At 69.0% G+C, this 17,378-nt stretch carries 15 protein-coding genes and 1 tRNA gene; 6 read left to right on the top strand and 10 right to left on the bottom strand.

Annotation, left to right across the window (positions count from 1 at the left end):
- Window positions 1–62: 62 nt before the first annotated feature.
- Window positions 63–1,508: a calcium-binding protein gene (locus AC07OA_RS21730; RefSeq protein WP_494665910.1), complete on the top strand. Its 1,446-nt coding sequence runs from the start codon at window positions 63–65 to the stop codon at window positions 1,506–1,508.
- Between the two features lie 83 nt (window positions 1,509–1,591).
- On the opposite strand, the gene AC07OA_RS21725 is transcribed toward AC07OA_RS21730, so the two are convergent.
- Both AC07OA_RS21725 and cpdR read right to left on the bottom strand, forming a co-directional pair.
- Window positions 1,592–1,666 (bottom strand) — tRNA-Val (locus AC07OA_RS21725).
- A 112-nt stretch (window positions 1,667–1,778) separates the two neighbouring features.
- Window positions 1,779–2,135 carry a cell cycle two-component system response regulator CpdR gene (cpdR, locus tag AC07OA_RS21720; protein WP_494665909.1) on the bottom strand — a complete coding sequence of 119 codons (357 nt, stop codon included), beginning with the start codon at window positions 2,133–2,135 and terminating at the stop codon, window positions 1,779–1,781.
- 178 nt (window positions 2,136–2,313) lie between these two features.
- Between cpdR and AC07OA_RS21715 the strand changes: the two genes are divergently transcribed.
- From AC07OA_RS21715 to AC07OA_RS21705, 3 genes are all read left to right on the top strand, one after another.
- Window positions 2,314–3,234, top strand: a complete 921-nt coding sequence (locus AC07OA_RS21715; protein ID WP_494665908.1) for an N-formylglutamate amidohydrolase — start codon at window positions 2,314–2,316, stop codon at window positions 3,232–3,234.
- Between the two features lie 613 nt (window positions 3,235–3,847).
- Window positions 3,848–5,683 (top strand): translational GTPase TypA, encoded by a 1,836-nt coding sequence (gene typA / locus AC07OA_RS21710; protein ID WP_494665907.1) that lies wholly within the window; start codon window positions 3,848–3,850, stop codon window positions 5,681–5,683.
- A 261-nt stretch (window positions 5,684–5,944) separates the two neighbouring features.
- Window positions 5,945–8,290 (top strand): putative bifunctional diguanylate cyclase/phosphodiesterase, encoded by a 2,346-nt coding sequence (locus AC07OA_RS21705; RefSeq protein ID WP_494665906.1) that lies wholly within the window; start codon window positions 5,945–5,947, stop codon window positions 8,288–8,290.
- Window positions 8,291–8,476: 186 nt separating this feature from the next.
- Here AC07OA_RS21705 and AC07OA_RS21700 read toward each other — a convergent pair whose 3' ends face one another.
- From AC07OA_RS21700 to AC07OA_RS21690, 3 genes are all read right to left on the bottom strand, one after another.
- The gene (locus AC07OA_RS21700) at window positions 8,477–8,734 is read right to left on the bottom strand and encodes a GlsB/YeaQ/YmgE family stress response membrane protein (protein ID WP_494665905.1); all 258 of its coding nucleotides are present in this window, start codon (window positions 8,732–8,734) and stop codon (window positions 8,477–8,479) included.
- A 211-nt stretch (window positions 8,735–8,945) separates the two neighbouring features.
- Window positions 8,946–10,022 carry an HlyD family secretion protein gene (locus AC07OA_RS21695; protein WP_494665904.1) on the bottom strand — a complete coding sequence of 359 codons (1,077 nt, stop codon included), beginning with the start codon at window positions 10,020–10,022 and terminating at the stop codon, window positions 8,946–8,948.
- The gene (locus AC07OA_RS21690; protein WP_494665903.1) at window positions 10,022–11,632 is read right to left on the bottom strand and encodes an efflux MFS transporter permease; all 1,611 of its coding nucleotides are present in this window, start codon (window positions 11,630–11,632) and stop codon (window positions 10,022–10,024) included. Before AC07OA_RS21690 ends, AC07OA_RS21695 begins: the two co-directional genes overlap by 1 nt.
- A 125-nt stretch (window positions 11,633–11,757) precedes the next feature.
- On the opposite strand from AC07OA_RS21690, the gene AC07OA_RS21685 reads away from it, so the two are divergent.
- Window positions 11,758–12,912: an aminotransferase gene (locus AC07OA_RS21685; RefSeq protein ID WP_494665902.1), complete on the top strand. Its 1,155-nt coding sequence runs from the start codon at window positions 11,758–11,760 to the stop codon at window positions 12,910–12,912.
- Between the two features lie 145 nt (window positions 12,913–13,057).
- Here the strand turns inward: AC07OA_RS21685 and AC07OA_RS21680 are convergent, their stop codons facing one another.
- From AC07OA_RS21680 to AC07OA_RS21665, 4 genes are all read right to left on the bottom strand, one after another.
- Window positions 13,058–13,798 carry a class I SAM-dependent methyltransferase gene (locus AC07OA_RS21680; RefSeq protein ID WP_494665901.1) on the bottom strand — a complete coding sequence of 247 codons (741 nt, stop codon included), beginning with the start codon at window positions 13,796–13,798 and terminating at the stop codon, window positions 13,058–13,060.
- A 41-nt stretch (window positions 13,799–13,839) separates the two neighbouring features.
- Complete coding sequence (locus tag AC07OA_RS21675; protein WP_494665900.1) at window positions 13,840–14,304, bottom strand: hypothetical protein; 465 nt, start codon at window positions 14,302–14,304, stop codon at window positions 13,840–13,842.
- Between the two features lie 97 nt (window positions 14,305–14,401).
- Window positions 14,402–15,616, bottom strand: a complete 1,215-nt coding sequence (gene hmpA, locus AC07OA_RS21670) for an NO-inducible flavohemoprotein (RefSeq protein WP_494665899.1) — start codon at window positions 15,614–15,616, stop codon at window positions 14,402–14,404.
- Between the two features lie 37 nt (window positions 15,617–15,653).
- On the bottom strand, window positions 15,654–16,040 hold the full coding sequence (locus AC07OA_RS21665; RefSeq protein WP_494665898.1) for a group III truncated hemoglobin: 387 nt from the start codon (window positions 16,038–16,040) through the stop codon (window positions 15,654–15,656).
- Between the two features lie 102 nt (window positions 16,041–16,142).
- Here AC07OA_RS21665 and AC07OA_RS21660 point away from each other — a divergent pair, with 102 nt between their 5' ends.
- The gene (locus tag AC07OA_RS21660; protein WP_494665897.1) at window positions 16,143–16,595 is read left to right on the top strand and encodes an Rrf2 family transcriptional regulator; all 453 of its coding nucleotides are present in this window, start codon (window positions 16,143–16,145) and stop codon (window positions 16,593–16,595) included.
- Here the strand turns inward: AC07OA_RS21660 and AC07OA_RS21655 are convergent.
- Window positions 16,592–17,359 (bottom strand): LytTR family DNA-binding domain-containing protein, encoded by a 768-nt coding sequence (locus tag AC07OA_RS21655; RefSeq protein WP_494665896.1) that lies wholly within the window; start codon window positions 17,357–17,359, stop codon window positions 16,592–16,594. The genes AC07OA_RS21660 and AC07OA_RS21655 overlap by 4 nt on opposite strands.
- Between the last annotated feature and the right edge of the window lie 19 nt (window positions 17,360–17,378).

Raw genomic sequence — 17,378 nt, 5'->3', positions numbered from 1 at the left:
GTACCACCTAGAGAGATCGTGATGCCCTTCCCGCGCCCACAGGCGGACCCCGGGAGGAACCGATGGCCTATTATCGCAATGACGGCGGCGGCGTGCTGCGGGCGCCGGGGGTGACCCTGGTCGGAACGCCCGGTCCCGACACCCTGACGGGCGGCGCGGACGACGACCTGATCCTGGGCCAGGACGGCGACGACCTCCTGAAGGGCCTGGCCGGCGACGACGTGCTGGACGGCGGCCACGGGATCGACCGCACGGAAGGCGGTCTCGGCGACGACGCCTACTGGGTGGACGCGACCGGCGACCTGGTGATCGAGCTGGCCGGCGAGGGCCTGGACACGGTGGCCGCCTCGGCCGACTTCGTCCTGCCGGCCAATGTCGAGAACCTCTATCTGATCGGCGCGGTCACCGGGACCGGCAACGACCTGGCCAACCAGATCAGCGGCGATGGTTCGGCGGTCGCGCTCTACGGCATGGGCGGCGACGACGTGCTGGTCGGCCGAGGCGTCCTGGTCGGCGGGACAGGCAACGACGCCTATTGGGCCAGCTTCGGTCAAACCCTCATCGAACTGCCCGGCGAAGGGTTCGACACCGTCGCCGCCTATGACACCTTCCGCCTCAGCGACAACTTTGAACAATTGATCCTGTTGGGGAGCGCTATCTACGGATACGGCAGCGACCAAGCCAACATCCTGGTCGGAACCGACGGCTTCAACATCCTGGACGGCGAAGGCGGCGACGACTGGATGATCGGCGGCCAGGGCGACGACTGGTACACCGTCGAAGAAACGGGCGATGTCATCATCGAGAACCCGGGCGAAGGCGACGACTGGATCACCTGCTACGCCACCAGCTACGTCATGCCCGACAACGTCGAGTTCCTGAACATGGTGGTCGACGGCTCGACCGCCGCCGGCAACGCGGCGGGCAATCGGATCCAGGGCACGGGGTCCGGCACGATCCTGTTCGGGTACGACGGCGACGACAACCTGACGCTGCGGGCCACCGGCGGCGCGATGGTCGGCGGCCAGGGCAACGACAGCTACAACGTCTATGGCGGCGGGACCGTGGTGGTCGAACTGGCGGGCGAGGGCTTCGACTCCGTGGCCAGCTACGCCGTCAACATCACCCTGGGCGACAATATCGAGCAGCTGGTCCTGGTGCGCGGCGAGCGGGGAATCTCGGGGACGGGCAACGCCCAGGACAACATCATCATCGGCAACGAGGCCAACAACATCCTGAACGGCGCGGGCGGGAACGACCGCCTGACCGGCAGCAACGGCGCCGACCGCTTCGTCATGGGCCCCGGAGCGGGGGCGGATGTCATCACCGACTTCGGCCTCGAGGCGGACGCCCTGGACGTTTCGGCCTATATCGCCGCCAGCATCACCTGGACCACGACCCAGGTCGGCGCCGACACCCTGGTCAGCTTCTCGAACGGCGACCAGGTGACCCTGCTGAATTTCATGGCGGCCCAGCTTCACCAGAGCGGCGGCGACCTGCTGTCCTGACGGCCAGGACGCAACACGACTTCGGCCCCGCGCGGCATGGCCGTGCGGCGGCTGGGTCGTATTCGATTGTCAGAGGCAAGGAATGGTGGACGCGACAGGGATTGAACCTGTGACCCCTACGATGTCAACGTAGTGCTCTCCCGCTGAGCTACGCGTCCGCCAAAGCGGCCTGGAAGCGCTTCCAAAGAAGCGTCCCGGGCGGGAAGGTGTGGGGGTATAGCGGCGGCTTTGCCGTCGCGCAACCCGCCTTTCGGCGGGCCCCGGAACTTTTTACGCGGCCATCATCTTCTCGACCTCGGAGACGAGGTCGCGCAGGTGGACGGGCTTGGACAGCACCTTGGCGCCGGCCGGAGCGCGGTCCTGGGCCGACAGGGCCACGGCGGCGAAGCCGGTGATGAACATGATGCGCAGGGAAGGATCGCGGGCGGCGGCCTGACGGGCCACTTCGATGCCGTCCATGCCGGGCATGACGATGTCGGTCAGCAGCAGGTCCCAGGGGTGGTCCAGGTGCTGGACGGCCTCTTCGCCGTCGGCGCAGGCGGTGACTTCGAAGCCGGCGCGCTCGAGGGCGCGGGCGAGGAAACCGCGGAGGGAGTCATCGTCTTCGGCGAGGAGGATGCGGGCCATGCGGTCAGTTTCCAGGCGATGAGCGGAATTGGAAAGTCGGATTCTAGGCGCGGACGGTAAATCGCGGGTGAACCGGGCCCGCGCTGTCCACAGCTAAAGCCCCCTCGCCCTCGCCGCTCCTTTATACCGCAGGTGGTTGGCGTTTGACCCGGAACCTCGCGACCGCGACAATAAGTCCATGACCGCATGGGAGCCGATCGCTTCGGAAACGCCGGCGACGGCGGGGCAAGGCTTCTCGCCGGCCTTCGAGGTGACGCGCGCGGCGGAGCATGACCAGCCGCCGCCCACGCCCCTGGTGTTCGCCTCGCCCCATTCGGGACAGCTGTATCCGCCCGAGATGATGGCCGCCGCGCGGCTGACCGCCCAGGAACTGCGCGGCTCGGAAGACGCCTTCGTCGACGAGCTGATCGCCGGGGCCCCGGCCCTGGGCGCCAGCACGATCCGCGCGCGTCTGGCCCGGGCCTATATCGACCTGAACCGCGACGCCTGGGAGCTGGACCCGGCGATGTTCGAGGATCCCCTGCCCGACTTCGCCCAAGGCCGCACGGCCCGGGTGGCGGCGGGGCTGGGGGCGATCGCGCGCCTGGCCGGCGAGGGTCGGCCGATCTACGCCCGCAAGCTGACCCTGGCCGAGGCCAAGGTCCGCATCGAAGGCGCCCACCGGCCCTATCACGACGCCTTGGACCGCCTGCTGGCCCAGGCTCGCAACGCCCACGGCCTGGCGATCCTGGTCGACTGGCACTCGATGCCGGCGGCGGCGGCGCGCGGCCACCGGGCGCGCGGCGGCGGGCCGTGCGACATCGTGCTGGGCGACCGCTTCGGCGCGGCCTGCGGGCCCAAGCTGACCGCGCTGATGGAAAAGGCGCTGGAAGGCCTGGGCTACCGCGTCGCCCGTAACGCCCCCTATGCCGGCGGCTACACCACCGAACACTACGGCCGCCCCCTGCGGCGCACCCACGCCATCCAGGTCGAGATCAACCGCGCGCTCTATATGAACGAGACGACGCGGGAGCCCACCGAGGGCCTGGCGCGGCTGAAGGCCGACATCGAGTCGGTGACCCGGGAAATGGCGGCGACGGACTGGGCGGGGTTGCTCTAAGCGCGGCGGATCAAGGCGGGGACACACACTCGCCCCCGAATTCCAGCCACCCTCGCCCGCGCCTCGCCGCGAGTGTGTGTCCCCATCGTCGCCCCCTGAAACAGGGGTCTTCGGAACAAGTCCGAGGATGACGGCGCTGTGGTTGGACCACAGGCCAAAAAAAAGCCCGGCTCGAAAGCCGGGCAGTTCATTAGGGAGGAAACGCCCAGGAAGGGCAGAGGCGGCAGCGCCGCCTCACAGGTTGCTTATAGGGTGCGGTGCGAAACGCATCAAGCGAAATCTTCGATATCGCCCCCACGATCGGCATGACGGATTGTCGCAGTGTTACCGGTAAAACCCCTTGAAACACAGGGGATGAAGAACGGCGTTCCTCAAGCTTGGCCGGATTTGGCCTTAATGCTGCACTGCACAATTAGTTGCCAAAGAAACGACGTCCACCCGCAACTTTCTCAAACCCTATGAATTTAAGGGGTTTCAGAGTGACACCGGTTTCCGGTCCAATCGATCGCGTAGCGGTAGGGGTGGATAAACGTCGCGCAGTCGCGTAAAAGCCGCGCGCCTGACGCGCGAGCGTCAAACCCCATCTTTTCCTCCCCGAAAGTTCGCCTTCTCCATGTCCATGCGAAACATCGCCATCATCGCGCACGTCGATCATGGCAAGACCACCCTCGTCGACCAGCTCCTGGCCCAGTCCGGCGTCTTCCGCGCCAACGAGGCCACCACCGAGCGCGCCATGGACTCCAACGACCAGGAGCGCGAGCGCGGCATTACGATTCTGGCCAAGTGCACCAGCGTCCTGTGGAACGGTGAAGCGGGCGAGACCCGCATCAACATCATCGACACCCCCGGCCACGCCGACTTCGGCGGCGAAGTCGAGCGCATCCTGGGCATGGTGGACGGCTGCGTCCTGCTGGTCGACGCCGAGGAAGGCGTCATGCCGCAGACCAAGTTCGTGCTGACCAAGGCGCTGAAGATGGGCCTGCGCCCGATCCTCTGCATCAATAAGGTCGACCGCGCCCACGCCGATCCAGACCGCGTGCACAACGCCGCCTTCGACCTGTTCGCCGCCATCGGCGCCACGGACGAGCAGCTGGACTTCCCGCACATCTACGCGTCGGGCCGCGCCGGCTGGGCCACGCTGGACCTGAACCAGCCCAACGACAACCTGGCCCCGCTGTTCGACCTGATCGTGCGCCACGTGCCCGAGCCCAAGCAGATCGAGAAGAAGAACGAGCCGTTCCAGATCCTGAACGTGCTGATCGAGTCGGACCCGTTCCTGGGCCGCCTGCTGACCGGCCGCATCGAGAGCGGCAAGGCCGTTCCCGGCATGGCCATCAAGGCCCTGGACCGCGACGGCAAGGAAATCGAGCGCGGCCGCATCACCAAGGTCCTGGCCTTCCGCGGCCTGAAGCGCTCGCCGATCGACGAGGGCGCCGAGGCCGGTGACATCGTCGCCATCGCCGGCATGTCCAAGGCCACCGTGGCCGACACCCTGTGCGCCCTGGAGCTGACCGAGGCCCTGCCCGCCCAGCCGATCGACCCGCCGACCATCTCGATGACCGTCTCGGTCAACGACAGCCCGCTGGCCGGCCGCGAAGGCGACAAGGTGCAGAGCCGCGTGATCCGCGACCGCCTGCTGAAGGAAGCCGAATCGAACGTGGCCATCAAGGTCACCGAATCGACCGAGGGCGACGCCTACGAAGTCGCCGGTCGCGGCGAACTGCAGCTGGGCGTTCTGATCGAGAACATGCGCCGCGAAGGCTTCGAAGTGTCGATCAGCCGTCCGCGCGTGGTGTTCCAGACCGACCCGGAAACCGGCAAGCGCCTGGAGCCGATGGAAGACGTCATGATCGACGTCGACGACGAGTTCTCGGGCATCGTCATCGAGAAGCTGTCGCTGCGTAAGGCCGAGCTGAAGGACATGGGTCCGTCGGGCGCCGGCAAGACCCGCATCCAGCTGACCGCCCCCTCGCGCTCGCTGATCGGCTATCAGGGCGAGTTCCTGACCGACACGCGCGGTTCGGGCGTGCTGAACCGCGTGTTCAGCCACTACGAGCCCTACAAGGGCGCGATCGACCAGCAGCGCAAGGGCGTGCTGATCTCCAACTCCGACGGTGAAACGGCCGCCTACGCGCTGTGGAACCTGGAAGAGCGTGGCGTGATGTTCGTCGGCGCCGGCGAGAAGACCTATCTGGGCATGATCATCGGCGAGAACGCCCGTCAGGACGACCTCGACGTCAACCCGATGAAGGCCAAGCAACTGACCAACGTCCGCGCCTCGGGCAAGGACGAGTCGATCCGCCTGACCCCGCCGCGCCGCATGACCCTCGAACAGGCCATCGCCTACATCGAGGAAGACGAGCTGGTGGAAGTGACGCCGAAGAACATCCGTCTGCGCAAGCAGGTCCTGAACCCGTCGTTCCGCAAGCGTCGCGCCAAGGAAGAATAGTCGTCTCCCGGTTTTCCGGGGACTGACGATTTCAAGAGCCCGCCGTCTCCCCGGAGACGGCGGGCTTTTTCGTGCCCCTCGCGCGCATCCCCTCAAGAGGCCAATCGCCGCAGCTAAGGTTAACCGCCGCTTCAGAAACCGACGTTAGGTTGCGCGCGGAGGATGTCGGACATCCTGATCAAAGGGCAGGACGACGACGTGGAAACGGACACGGTCAACACAGCGCTTCCGCGCGGACTGGCCCTTCTCCGATCGCGCCTTATGTCGAAACTGCCCCAGCCCGTGGCCGAGCCGATGGCCGGCCGCGTCCGCTTCGAGCAACTCTCCAGCATCCAGCGCCTGACGCCGGTGATGATGATCGCCAACATCGTCAACGCCCAGCTGGTGTGCCTGGCCGGCCTGCGCGGTCCGCACCGCCTGGCGCTGCTGATCTGGGCCGGCGTCGTGATCTCCTACGCCATCGTGGGCCTGCGCGGCTGGTTCTCGGCCCGTCGCCGCAAGAGCGGCAAGAACACCGTCTCGGCCCGGGGCGTGCGGCGCGTGGCGCTGCAGGCGGGAATCCTGGGCTGCCTCTGGGGCCTGCTGCCCATCCTGGCCCTGCGCGGCGCCGACACCGAGATGAGCATGCTGATCGTCGCCCTGACGGCGGGGATGATCGGCACCGGCAGCTTCGCCCTCCTGACCCTGCCCCTGGCTTCTCAGGCCTATACGACGCCGCTGGTGGTGGGCTCGCTGTGCGTGCTGCTGACCAGCCACCAGCCGATCCTGCTGGCCTTGGCCGGGCTTCTGATCTTCTGCTACCTGATCGTGGGCCTGTCGTGCCTGTCGCACGCCCGGGTGTTCGTCGAGCGCCTGGTGGCCGGCGAGGAGCTGGAGCGGCAGAAGCAGGTCGTCAGCCTGCTGCTCAGCGACTTCGAGGAAGGCGCCAGCGACTGGCTGTGGGAGGTCGACGCCTCCGGCGCCCTGACCTATGTCTCCGAACGCATGGCCGAGGCCGCCGGCCGCCCGCGCGAGACCCTGCTGGGCCGCAACGTCGCCACCCTGGGCGGCGAGCTGGCCGAGGTCCCGCAGGGCCTGGCCGCCAGCCTGTCGGGCCTGCTGGCCGACCAGAAGGCCTTCCGCGACGTGGTGATGTCGGTGCTGGTGGGCGAGGAGATCCGCTGGTGGTCGCTGACCGCCAAGCCGACCCACGACCTGGACGGCGCCTTCACCGGCTTCCGCGGCGTGGGCGCCGACGTCACCCAGGCCCGCAAGGACCAGGAGCGCATCAGTCGCCTGGCCCACTACGACGTGCTGACCGGCCTGCCCAACCGCCTGTCGTTCCTGCAGGCCCTGAGCGGCGCCTGGACCGCCGACGGCGCCACGGCCGGCTGCGCGGTGCTGTGCCTGGACCTGGACCACTTCAAGGGCGTCAACGACAGCCTGGGCCACCCGATCGGCGACGCCCTACTGGTGGAAGCCGCCCGCCGCCTGCGCGGCTGCGTCGGCGACAAGGGCGTGGTCACCCGCCTGGGCGGCGACGAGTTCGCCGTGGTGGTGCGCGACGACCTGGCGCCGGCCGCTCTGGGCGCCCTGGCTCAAGCCATCGTCGACGTGCTGTCCCTGCCCTACGAGCTGAACGACCACCACGTGTCCATCGGCGCCAGCGTCGGCATCGCCGTGGCCCCGGCCGACGCCGACGACGCCGACACCCTGCTGAAGAACGCCGACTTGGCCCTCTACCGCGCCAAGGGCGACGGGCGCGGGGCCTATCGCTTCTTCGAGGCCACCATGGACGTCTGGGCCCAGGAGCGCCGGGCTCTGGAGATCGACCTGCGCGCGGCCCTGAAGAACGACGAGCTGAAGCTGTTCTTCCAGCCGCTGATCGGCGCCAAGGCCCACGAGACCACCGGCTTCGAGGCCCTGCTGCGCTGGCAGCATCCGCGTCGCGGCGTGGTGGGTCCCGACGAGTTCATCGAGTGCGCCGAGCAGTGGGGCCTGATCTGCCGGATCGGCGAGTGGGTGCTGCACGAGGCCTGCCGCCAGGCCGCCTCGTGGCCCGATCCCCTGAAGGTGGCGGTGAACCTGTCGCCCAACCAGTTCGCCACGGGCGATCTGGTCGACCAGGTGCGCGCGGCGCTGAAGGCCTCCGGCCTGCATCCCTCGCGCCTGGAGCTGGAGATCACCGAGGGCCTGCTGCTGAGCGACACGGCCGGCACGCTGGAGCAGCTCCAGGCCCTGAAGGACCTGGGCGTGCGCATCGCCATGGACGATTTCGGCACCGGCTATTCCAGCCTGGCCTATCTGTGGCGGTTCCCGTTCGACAAGATCAAGATCGACCGCACCTTCGTGGCCGAGATGTCGGGCAACCCCGCCATCGCCGACATCCTGCGCACCATCACCTTGCTGGGCCGCACCCTGAACCTGGAAGTCACCGCCGAGGGGGTGGAGACGCCGGAGCAGGCCCGCGTCCTGGAGGACATGCGCTGCGACCACTTCCAGGGCTACCTGTTCGGCCGCCCCATGCCCATCGCCGACATCCCGGGCTTCCTGCTGGAGAACACCGCCCAGCAGATGCGCCGGGTGGCGGTCGCGGAGGCCGGCGACAGCGCGGCGGCGGCTAACTAAACGCTACCCCTCTCCCCTTGCGGGAGAGGGTGGCCTCGCGGAGCGAGGTCGGGTGAGGGGTCGATAAACATCAAAAGCCGCGACAAGCCGAAAGGCCGGTCGCGGCTTTTGCTCTTGAGAGACCCCTCATCCGTCGGTCTTCGACCGACACCTTCTCCCGCAAGGGGAGAAGGACAAGGGAACGCCTCAGATCCGGCGACGGCCGCTGAACAGGCCCACGATCCACAGCAGCACGATGGCGCCGATGGTCGAGATGATCAGGCTGCCGACCCAGCCGAAGAAGTGGATGCCCAGCATGCTGGCCAGGAACGCGCCGATCAGGGCGCCCACCAGGCCGACGATCAAGTTCATGATCAGGCCGTGGTTGCGGCCCATGATCTGTTCGGCGATCCAGCCGGCGAAGATGCCGATGATGATCGCGCCGATGAAGCCCACACCGTTCATGTCTTCAAATCCCTGACAGCCTAGATTCGCTGCTGGAATGCCTGGAGGCCGGGAATGGTTGCGGCTCTGAACGCCCCCTCCGTCACGATGCGTATTCGCATCGCGCCACCTCCCCCGTTTCACGGGTGAGGAGGAAGCCGCGCCGATCCTCTCCTCCCCCGTGCAACGGGGGAGGTGGCGGCGAAGCCGACGGAGGGGGCGTCCAAGCCGCCTAACGCTGCGCCGTATCCACCCGCGCGATCACGCTCATCCCCGGACGCAGCCTCGCCACCCCGTCCTGACCGGGGTCGAGCGCGATGCGGACGGGCAGGCGCTGAACCACCTTGGTGAAGTTGCCCGTGGCGTTGTCGGGCTTGATCACCGCGAACTCCGAGCCGGTGGCCGGACCCAGGCGCTCGACGCGGCCGCGCAGTTTCAGCCCGCCCAGGGCGTCGACCTGGACCACCGCCGGCTGACCCACGCGGATATGGGCCGTCTGGGTTTCCTTGAAATTGGCCGTCACCCAGGTCTGGCGCGGCACCACGCCCATCAGCTGGGTCCCGACGGCGACGTATTGGCCGAGCTTCACCCCCACCTCGCCCACCGCCCCGTCCTCGGGCGCCTTGATGGTGGTGTTGGCCAGGTCGATGCGGGCCAGCTCGACGGCGGCCTGGGCGTTGGCCAGGGTCGCCTCCAACCCCTCGCGATTGACCTTCGTCGTGGCCAGGGTCTGGTGGGCGATGTCGATATTGGCCTTGGACTGGGCGACGCCGGCGGCCGCCTGGCGCTGGGCCACCTGCAGCACGTCGCGCTGGCTGGGGGCCAGCCAGCCCTTGTCCAGCAGCGGCTCGGCCCGCCGGATGTCGACCTGGGTCTTGGCCAGGGCCGCCTGGCTGCTGGCCGATTGGGCTTCGGCCAGGCGGATCTGGGCGGCGTTGGAGGTCTGGGCCTGGAGATTGGCGTCCAGCGCGGCCTGGGCCGCCTGCACCGACGCCTGGGCCTGGGCCAGTTTCTGGCGATAGATCCGGTCGTCGATCTGGACCAGCGTCTGACTCGCCTTCACGACCTGGAAGTCCTTGACCGCCACCGCCGTCACATAGCCGTCGACCTTGGGGGCCAACAGGGTGACGTAGCCGCGCACATAGGCGTTCTCGGTGCTTTGCACCGTACCGGTGAACGGCGGCAACCGCCAGGCGTAGAGCACCAGCAGCACCCCGCCGATCCCGGCGATGATCACGGGGATCGCCGCGCGCGACCACAGACGCTTCGGCGGCGGCGCGGGCGGAGGGGCAGCTTGCGGGTCGGACATCAGGCGGCCTCCACGGGCGTCAGCCGGGCCGCGCGCCGCAGACGCAGGTCGGACCGGACACGCAGGAACAACAGGTAGAAGAAGACGACCACGGCCATGACGGCCACCGTGGCGAAGACGTCGTCATAGGCCAGCACCGTGGCCTCGCGGGTAGCCTGCTGGGCCAGCAGGGCCGCGCCCTCGCCGGTGCGCAGGGCCGGGTCGGTCAGCACCCCGGCATAGGAGCCCGACAGCTGTTTCACCCGCAGGGCCACCTGCGGATCGGTCAGGCTCAGCCGGGCGACGATGGCGTCGGAATGGACCCGCTCGCGGACCGTCATCAGCGTGCCCAGCAGGGCCGAGCCGCCCAGGGCGCCCACCACCTGTCCGGTCGAGAACAGCACGATGAAGCTGACGATGTATTCCTGCCCCATCTTCAGGGCGCGCGGGAAGCCGGCCAGCAGGGCGGCGGGCAGGAACAGGGCCCCGGCGAAGGCCATCATGCCCTGGCTCAGATACATCTGCTCGGGCCGGGTCAGGCTGGTCGAGCGGCTGTCCAGCCACGCGGCGAGGGCCACCATCAACAGGGCGATCAGGGCCGGGGTGCTGACGTGCTGGGGATTGATCGTGAAGGCCACGATGACCATGCCGGCCAGGGTGGCCCAGAACATCACCCACGACAGCCCCGCCATCTGGTCGTTGTTCATGCCCAGGGTCTGGAGCAGGCCGAACGCCCCCACGCCCTGCTCGCTGAGCACGATGCGGAACAGCAGAATGATCACCAGCAGGCGCAGGAGGTCGGCGCTGGTCAGCCAGCGCAGGTGGATCAGCGGCTTCTTGCGATGCAGCTCCACCAGGGCCGAGGCGGCCAGCAGCACGATGGCGGCGGCCAGGCACCAGCCGATCCAGGCCGTATCGAACCACCACACGAACCGCCCCTGGCCCAGCACCACGCATAGCAGGGCGATGCCGGGAGCGAACAGGGCGAAGGTCAGGAAGTCGCGCCATTCGAACATCGGCACGCGCGGGATCGGCGGCAGGCGCAAGAGGTTCACCGCCGACAGGCAGACGATGCTGAGCCCGATCTCGGCGAGGTACAGGCCGTGCCACTGGCCGGTGTCCAGGAGGTTGGACGAGACCAGTCGCGACAGCGGCAGGGCCAGCTGCGCCCAGCCCACGCCCAGGGCGATGCCGGCGATCTTCCGGTCGGGCGGAGCGGCCTCGACCATGTAGAGCAGGGTCAGGGTCGACAGGGCCGAGGCCGCCATGCCCGCCGCCGCCCGCACGGCGATGGCCGAGCGCAGATCGTTGCTGAGCAGGTGCGCCAGGCCCACCACGATGAACAGGCCCAGCCCGATGTCGGCGAACAGCCTCAGCCCGTACTGGAAGCGGAACTTCACGGCCAGCAGGCCGATGGTGGCGTTGGCGGCGGTGTAGGCGATCGACAGCCAGGCCGACTCGTTGGTGTAGGCGCCCAGCGAGCCTTGGATCCAGGGCAGATTGTTGTTGATCAGATTGGCGCCCAGCCCTTGCGTCAGGCCCAGCAGCATCGACACCGCGCCGTACGACAGCCCGTGCGCCCAGGTCCAAGGCGGCGAAGGCGGCGGTGCGGGAACGGCGCTGTCGGTCACCTCAGGTGAAGCTCCACCGTGGGGATTGGTTCCGTGTCGGGCGCGAGTCTAGGACGCACGCCCCTTCGAGACTTGAACAAATCGCGCAGACCAATGCTAGGCAAGGACCAGAGGAGACGCCCGCCATGGTTCACCCCGTCTATGCCGACCTGCCCACCACCGTCTTCGAGGAGATGAGCGGCCTGGCGCGCCAGACCGGGGCGATCAATCTGGGCCAGGGCTTCCCGGACGATCCGGGCCCACTGGCCTTGCGGCAAAAGGCCGGCGAGGCGCTGATCGGCGGCACGAACCAGTATCCGCCGATGCGCGGCCTGCCCGCTTTGCGAGCAGCGGTGGCGGCGCACTACAACCGCACCCAGGGCCTGGACCTGGACTGGGAGACCGAGGTCGTCGTCACCTCCGGCGCCACCGAGGCCTTGGCGGCGGCGTTCCTTTCCCTGATCTCGCCCGGCGACGAGGTGGTGCTGTTCCAGCCGCTCTACGACGCCTATCTGCCGATGGTGAAGCGGGCCGGCGGCGTGCCGAAACTGGTGCGCCTGGCGCCGCCGCACTGGCGGTTCGACCGCGCCATGCTGGAGGCCGCGTTCAGCGAGCGGACGCGGATGGTGGTGCTGAACACCCCGCTCAATCCGGCCGGGGTGGTGACGCCCGACGAGGACCTGGCCCTGCTGGCCGAGTTCTGCGTCCGGCACGACGCCGTCGCCGTCTGCGACGAGGTGTGGGAGGCCGTGGTCTTCGACGGCCGCGAGCACCGGCCGCTGATCGGCTATCGCGGCATGCGCGAGCGGACGGTGAAGATCGGCTCGGCGGGAAAGATGTTCGGCATGACCGGCTGGAAGGTCGGCTTCCTGTGCGCCGCCCCCGCCCTGACCAAGGCCCTGGCCGGCGCCCACCAGTTCCTGACCTTCACCACCCCGCCCAACCTGCAGGAGGCCGTGGCCTTCGGCCTGGAGCAGCCGGGCGACTGGTTCCAGACCATGCCCGCCGGCCTGCAGCGCTCGCGCGACCGGCTGGCGGCGGGGCTGCGGGAGGCCGGGTTCGTGGTGCTCGACAGCGGCGGGACCTATTTCCTCAATGTCGATCTGAAGGCCGCAGGGATCGACGAGGACGACCGCACCTTCGCCCTGCGCGCCGTGCGCGACCACGGCGTGGCCAGCATCCCGGTCTCGGCCTTCTACGCGGAGGACCCGGTGCGCCACATCCTGCGGCTCTGCTTCGCCAAGGCGGACGAGACGCTGGACGAGGCGGTTAGGCGGCTGGCGGCGGCGCGGGGCGGCTAGGACGCCCCCTCCGTCGGGCTTCGCCCGCCACCTCCCCCGCTACGCAGGGGAGGAGAAGATCGGCGCGGCTTCCTCCTCACCCGTGAAACGGGGGAGGTAGCGCGATGCGAATACGCATCGTGACGGAGGGGGCGTCCAGCGTCCCCTACCCCGCCTTCTCCCACTCCATCACCACGTACCAGGGCGCGTCGCGATAGCGTTCGGCCTTGGCCGGGTCGCCGCCCACCGGCGAGGGCTCGTCGAAATGGGTCAGGCGCAGGCCCGCGCCCAGGAAGGCGGCCATGTAGGCCGACAGCGGCCGATGCCAGTTGACGATCTTGATGCCGCGCCAGGATTCCCAGCTGGATCTCGGCTCCAGATAGCGCGCGATCCGCACGCCCGGACTGCTGACCCAGCGCTCCAGCATCGGCGCCTCGACGCGGGCGGTCGTGAAGCTGGTCAGGTTGGCCACGAACAGGGTCCCGCCCGGCGCCAGGACGCGGGCCATCTCGGCGATGGCGGCCTCGAAGTCGGGGATGTCGATCAGGCTGAGGCAGCTGACGACCAGGTCGAAACCGGCGTCGGCGAAGGGCAGGCTTTCGGCGACGCCCTCGACATAGGCCTCCTCCGGATGCAGCCGCCGGGCCTGGTCCAGCAGGGCCGAGGTCGGGTCCAGCCCCGTGGTCTCGACGCCGAAGCCGGACAGCATCCGGCACAGCCGCCCCTCCCCGCAGCCGACGTCGAGCGCCCGGCGGAAACCGCGCTCGCCCAGCCGTGCGCGGATCACCGGGTCGAGCACATGGCGGCGGCCGTAGTCGCCGTGCTCGCCCATGTCGGCGATCCAGGCCTCGGCGGAGTCGTCCCAGCCGTTCGAGGCCGGAGTGTCAGGGGAAGGCGCGTCGCTCATGGCGTCTAGATACCACGGCCCTCCCCTTAGGGCGGAGGATCCTAGAGGCTCAGCCGCGCGATCACCCCGATGCCCGCCGCCGCGAGGGTCAGGGCGGCCGGGATGGTCAGCATCTGGGCCAGAGCCGCCTTGGCGGTGACGTGGCCGGTCAGGGTGTCGAGACCCTTCTCGAAGAAGGTCGCCATGTCCGGGCGAAACAGGGTCTTGGGCTCCATGCGCAGCAGCACCGCCGGCACGCCCAGATAGACCGCCAGGTAGACGGCGCAGACGCCGATCACCAGGCCCACCTCGGCGTCGCCGGCGAAGGCCAGCAGGAAGGCGCCGAGAATCGCGCCGTAGGCGGCGACCAGCAGCAGGCCCACGCCCACGGGCAGGTCGGGCGCGGCGCTTTCGGGCATGGCCGGCGCGCGCTCTTCCACGACGACGGCGTCGGGGCGGGTGTGGTCCAGCCAGGCCTGCAGGTCGAACGGGACGTCGGCCTGGCGGGTGTCGGTGATGAAATCCATGGTCCTTCTCCTTGATTGGCCGCGCGGCTCGGCGGCCCGGCGTGTTCGGAAAAGGCGGCCCGTCCGACGCCGCCGGACGGTCCGTCGCGCGGCGCGGTTACGCCGCCAGAGCTTCGTCGGCGGGGCCGAAGAACTCGTAGTGCACCTGGCCGGCCGGCACGCCCGCCGCGATCAGTCCGCTGACGAAGGCCCGCAGGAACGGCTTGGGGCCGCACAGGTAGAAGTCGGCCTGGGCGAACGGGGTGTTGGCCTTCAGCCACTCGACGGTGATGAAGCCGTCGACGTCGTGGCTCTCGCCCGCGCGGTCGCCGGCCAGCGGATCGCTGTAGAAGGTGGTCACCGAGACGCCGCCGTGGTCCTTGGCCAGGGCCCGCACGTGGCCGTCCAGGGCGTGGACGTCGCTGTTGAGCGCGCCGTGCACGAAGTGGGCTTCCAGTTCCGGATGGGCCTTGGCGATGTGCTCGACCATGCTGACCATCGGCGTCAGGCCCACGCCCCCGCTCAGCAGCACCACCGGACGGGCCGGCTGCCCTTCCAGGAAGAAGTCGCCGGCCGGCGGGGTGGCCGACAGCACGTCGCCCACGCCGACCTGGTCGTGCAGATAGCGCGACGCCGCGCCCAGGTCCTCGCGCTTGACACTGATGCGGTAGGTCTCCGCGTTCGGCGCGGCCGAGATCGAGTAGTTGCGTTTCTCGCTGGTCCCCGCCGCGCCGGGCAGGTCGAAGCGGAAGGTCAGGTACTGGCCAGGCTTGTGCGGGATCACCGCCCCGCCGTCCCTGGGACGCAGCACGAACGAGGTGATCACCGCGCTCTCGCGGACCTTCTCGGCGACGACGAACTCGCGCCAGCCGGTCCAGCCGCCGTCGACGGCCTCGATCTCGTCGCGGATCGCCGCCTCGCGGCCCTGGAGGAGGTCGGCCAGGAACCAGTAGGCCTCGCCCCAGGCGGCCAGGACCTCGTCGGTGGCGGCGTCGCCTAGCACCTCCTTGATGGCGCCGAGAAGGGCCGTGGCCACGAACGGATAGTGCTCGGGCAGGATGTGATAGCCGACATGCTTCTGGGCGATGCGCTCGACCGCCGGCAGCAGCGGGGCCAGGTTGTCGATGTTCCGGGCATAGGCCAGCACCGCTCCGGCCAGGGCTGCCGGCTGGGCGCCGCTGCCCTGGTTGGCGTGGTTGAACAGCGCCTTGATGTGGTCGTCCTGGAACAGCCGGGCGTACATCGCCCGGGTGATCGCCACGCCGTGTTCGGCCAGGGCCGGAACCGTGGCCTTGACGCGCGCGATCGTGTCCGCGCTGAGCGCAGCCGCCATTGTCTCTCTCCGTGTCGGTTTTGGTTGTTTCGGTTCGCTAGCCGGCTTCCGGCAGGCGGTAGTGGAGGGCCAGGTCCAGGCTCTGGGCGATGCGGGCGGCCTTGGCCTGCATGGCGGCGGCCACCTGCGGCGAGACCATCTCGTCGGTCGTCTCGTTCCACAGCGCCAGCCAGCGGCCGAACATCTCGGGCCGGATCCGGTCGCGATGGGCCAGGTGGACCTGCATCGGATGGCCTTTGTAGCGGCCGGTGGTCAGCATCACCGACGACCAGAAGTCGGCCAGGGTGGCCAGGTGATGGCCCCAGTCCCCGACGGCGTCGTCGAACACCGGACCCAGCTCGGCGTCGGCGCGGACCCGCGCGTAAAAGCGATCCAGCAGGGCCGGCAGGGCGGCTTCGATCTCGGCGGCGTTGTGGGCGTCCATGGCGGGAATGCCTAATTGATGCGTCAAAAATGCATGTATAAGGACGCACCAAAACATGCAACAAGAATATTGGTTTTACGTATTGGCCCTTAGGGGCCGCGTGTGGAGTTCGAATTGCGCCTGACCCGCTACACCGACTACGCCATGCGGGTGCTGCTGCACCTGGCGGCGCGGGACGACGGCCTGGCCTCGATCGGCGACATCGCCCGGCTCTACGACATCTCGCAGAACCACCTGATGAAGGTGGTGCAGGACCTCGGCAAGGCCGGCTTCGTGCGCACCGTGCGCGGGCGCGGCGGCGGCATCGCCCTGGCCCGTCCCGCCGACCAGATCGTGATCGGACAGGTGGTGCGCCAGACCGAGGAAGGCTTCCAGCTGGTCGACTGCAGCACCTGCGTGATCGCGCCGGCCTGCACCCTGCCCCGCGTGCTCAACGAGGCGACGGCGGCCTTCATCGGCGTGCTGGACAAGTACACCCTGGCCGACCTCCTGGATCAGCGCCACCAGATGCGGGCCCTGTTCGGCATCACCGACAAGGCCGAGCTGCCGGCCTAGCGCCAGCCCGCCGCCTTCAGGGTCGGTGCGTGGGTGCGGCTGACCGGAGCCACCAGACCGCCGGCCAGGCGCAGTTCGCCGCCGCCGCGCCGCCAGCGCACGCCCTCGATGGCCTCGGCCGCCACCCACCACGAGCGATGGGTGCGGTAGCCGTGCGCCCCGGCCAGCTCGTCCAGGGCGGCGGCCAGGCTCAGGGTGATCATCTCGGTCCCGGCGTCGGTGTGGACGCGCAGATAGTGGTCGTCGGCCTCCACCGCGATCAGCCGCGCCCCGCGCCGCTTGGCCGACAGCCGCCGGCGGAAGGCCGCCTCGGCCTCGGGCAGCGGCGGGGCGATCACCACCCGGGTCCGCACCACCGCCGGCGGCCGCCGCCAGACCAGAGCCCGGATGGCCATCACCGGAACGCAGATCAGCAGCACCTGCCACAGCAGAAAGACATAGCGATGCCAGGTCAGGACATCGCCGGCCACCAGCCGCCCCGTGGCCATCACCAGCAGGGTGGTCGGCGGGGTCATCAGCAGGCTGTCGACCGCCAGCCGGCTCCAGAGCGCGCCCATGCGTCGTCCGACGGTCTCGTCCAGGGCGATGCCGATCAGCCCGCCGCCGACGATGCACAGCATCCAATAGACGTAGATTTTGGAGGTCGGCAGGCTGTCGGTGCCGTAGGGCCCGACCGCGCCCAGGAACAGGCCCATGGCCAGCAGCAGCGCCAGGTCGGCGCCGCCCCTCTGCAAGGTCGCCTTCAGATCGGCCGCCGTCGTCACTCGAAAATCGCTCCCGTCC

Source organism: Caulobacter sp. GW821-FHT09B08 (genome assembly GCF_059418225.1).
Note: the sequence above shows the minus strand (reverse complement) of the source record. Positions and strands in the feature narration are given on the sequence as shown.

Bases quoted from the DNA above. Each gene is read 5' to 3' on its own strand.
- AC07OA_RS21730 (WP_494665910.1), top strand. From the start codon at position 63: ATGGCCTATTATCGCAATGACGGCGGCGGCGTGCTGCGGGCGCCGGGG.
- cpdR (WP_494665909.1), bottom strand. From the start codon at position 2,135: ATGGCCCGCATCCTCCTCGCCGAAGACGATGACTCCCTCCGCGGTTTC.
- AC07OA_RS21715 (WP_494665908.1), top strand. From the start codon at position 2,314: ATGACCGCATGGGAGCCGATCGCTTCGGAAACGCCGGCGACGGCGGGG.
- typA (WP_494665907.1), top strand. From the start codon at position 3,848: ATGTCCATGCGAAACATCGCCATCATCGCGCACGTCGATCATGGCAAG.
- AC07OA_RS21705 (WP_494665906.1), top strand. From the start codon at position 5,945: ATGTCGAAACTGCCCCAGCCCGTGGCCGAGCCGATGGCCGGCCGCGTC.
- AC07OA_RS21700 (WP_494665905.1), bottom strand. From the start codon at position 8,734: ATGAACGGTGTGGGCTTCATCGGCGCGATCATCATCGGCATCTTCGCC.
- AC07OA_RS21695 (WP_494665904.1), bottom strand. From the start codon at position 10,022: ATGTCCGACCCGCAAGCTGCCCCTCCGCCCGCGCCGCCGCCGAAGCGT.
- AC07OA_RS21685 (WP_494665902.1), top strand. From the start codon at position 11,758: ATGGTTCACCCCGTCTATGCCGACCTGCCCACCACCGTCTTCGAGGAG.
- AC07OA_RS21680 (WP_494665901.1), bottom strand. From the start codon at position 13,798: ATGAGCGACGCGCCTTCCCCTGACACTCCGGCCTCGAACGGCTGGGAC.
- AC07OA_RS21675 (WP_494665900.1), bottom strand. From the start codon at position 14,304: ATGGATTTCATCACCGACACCCGCCAGGCCGACGTCCCGTTCGACCTG.
- hmpA (WP_494665899.1), bottom strand. From the start codon at position 15,616: ATGGCGGCTGCGCTCAGCGCGGACACGATCGCGCGCGTCAAGGCCACG.
- AC07OA_RS21665 (WP_494665898.1), bottom strand. From the start codon at position 16,040: ATGGACGCCCACAACGCCGCCGAGATCGAAGCCGCCCTGCCGGCCCTG.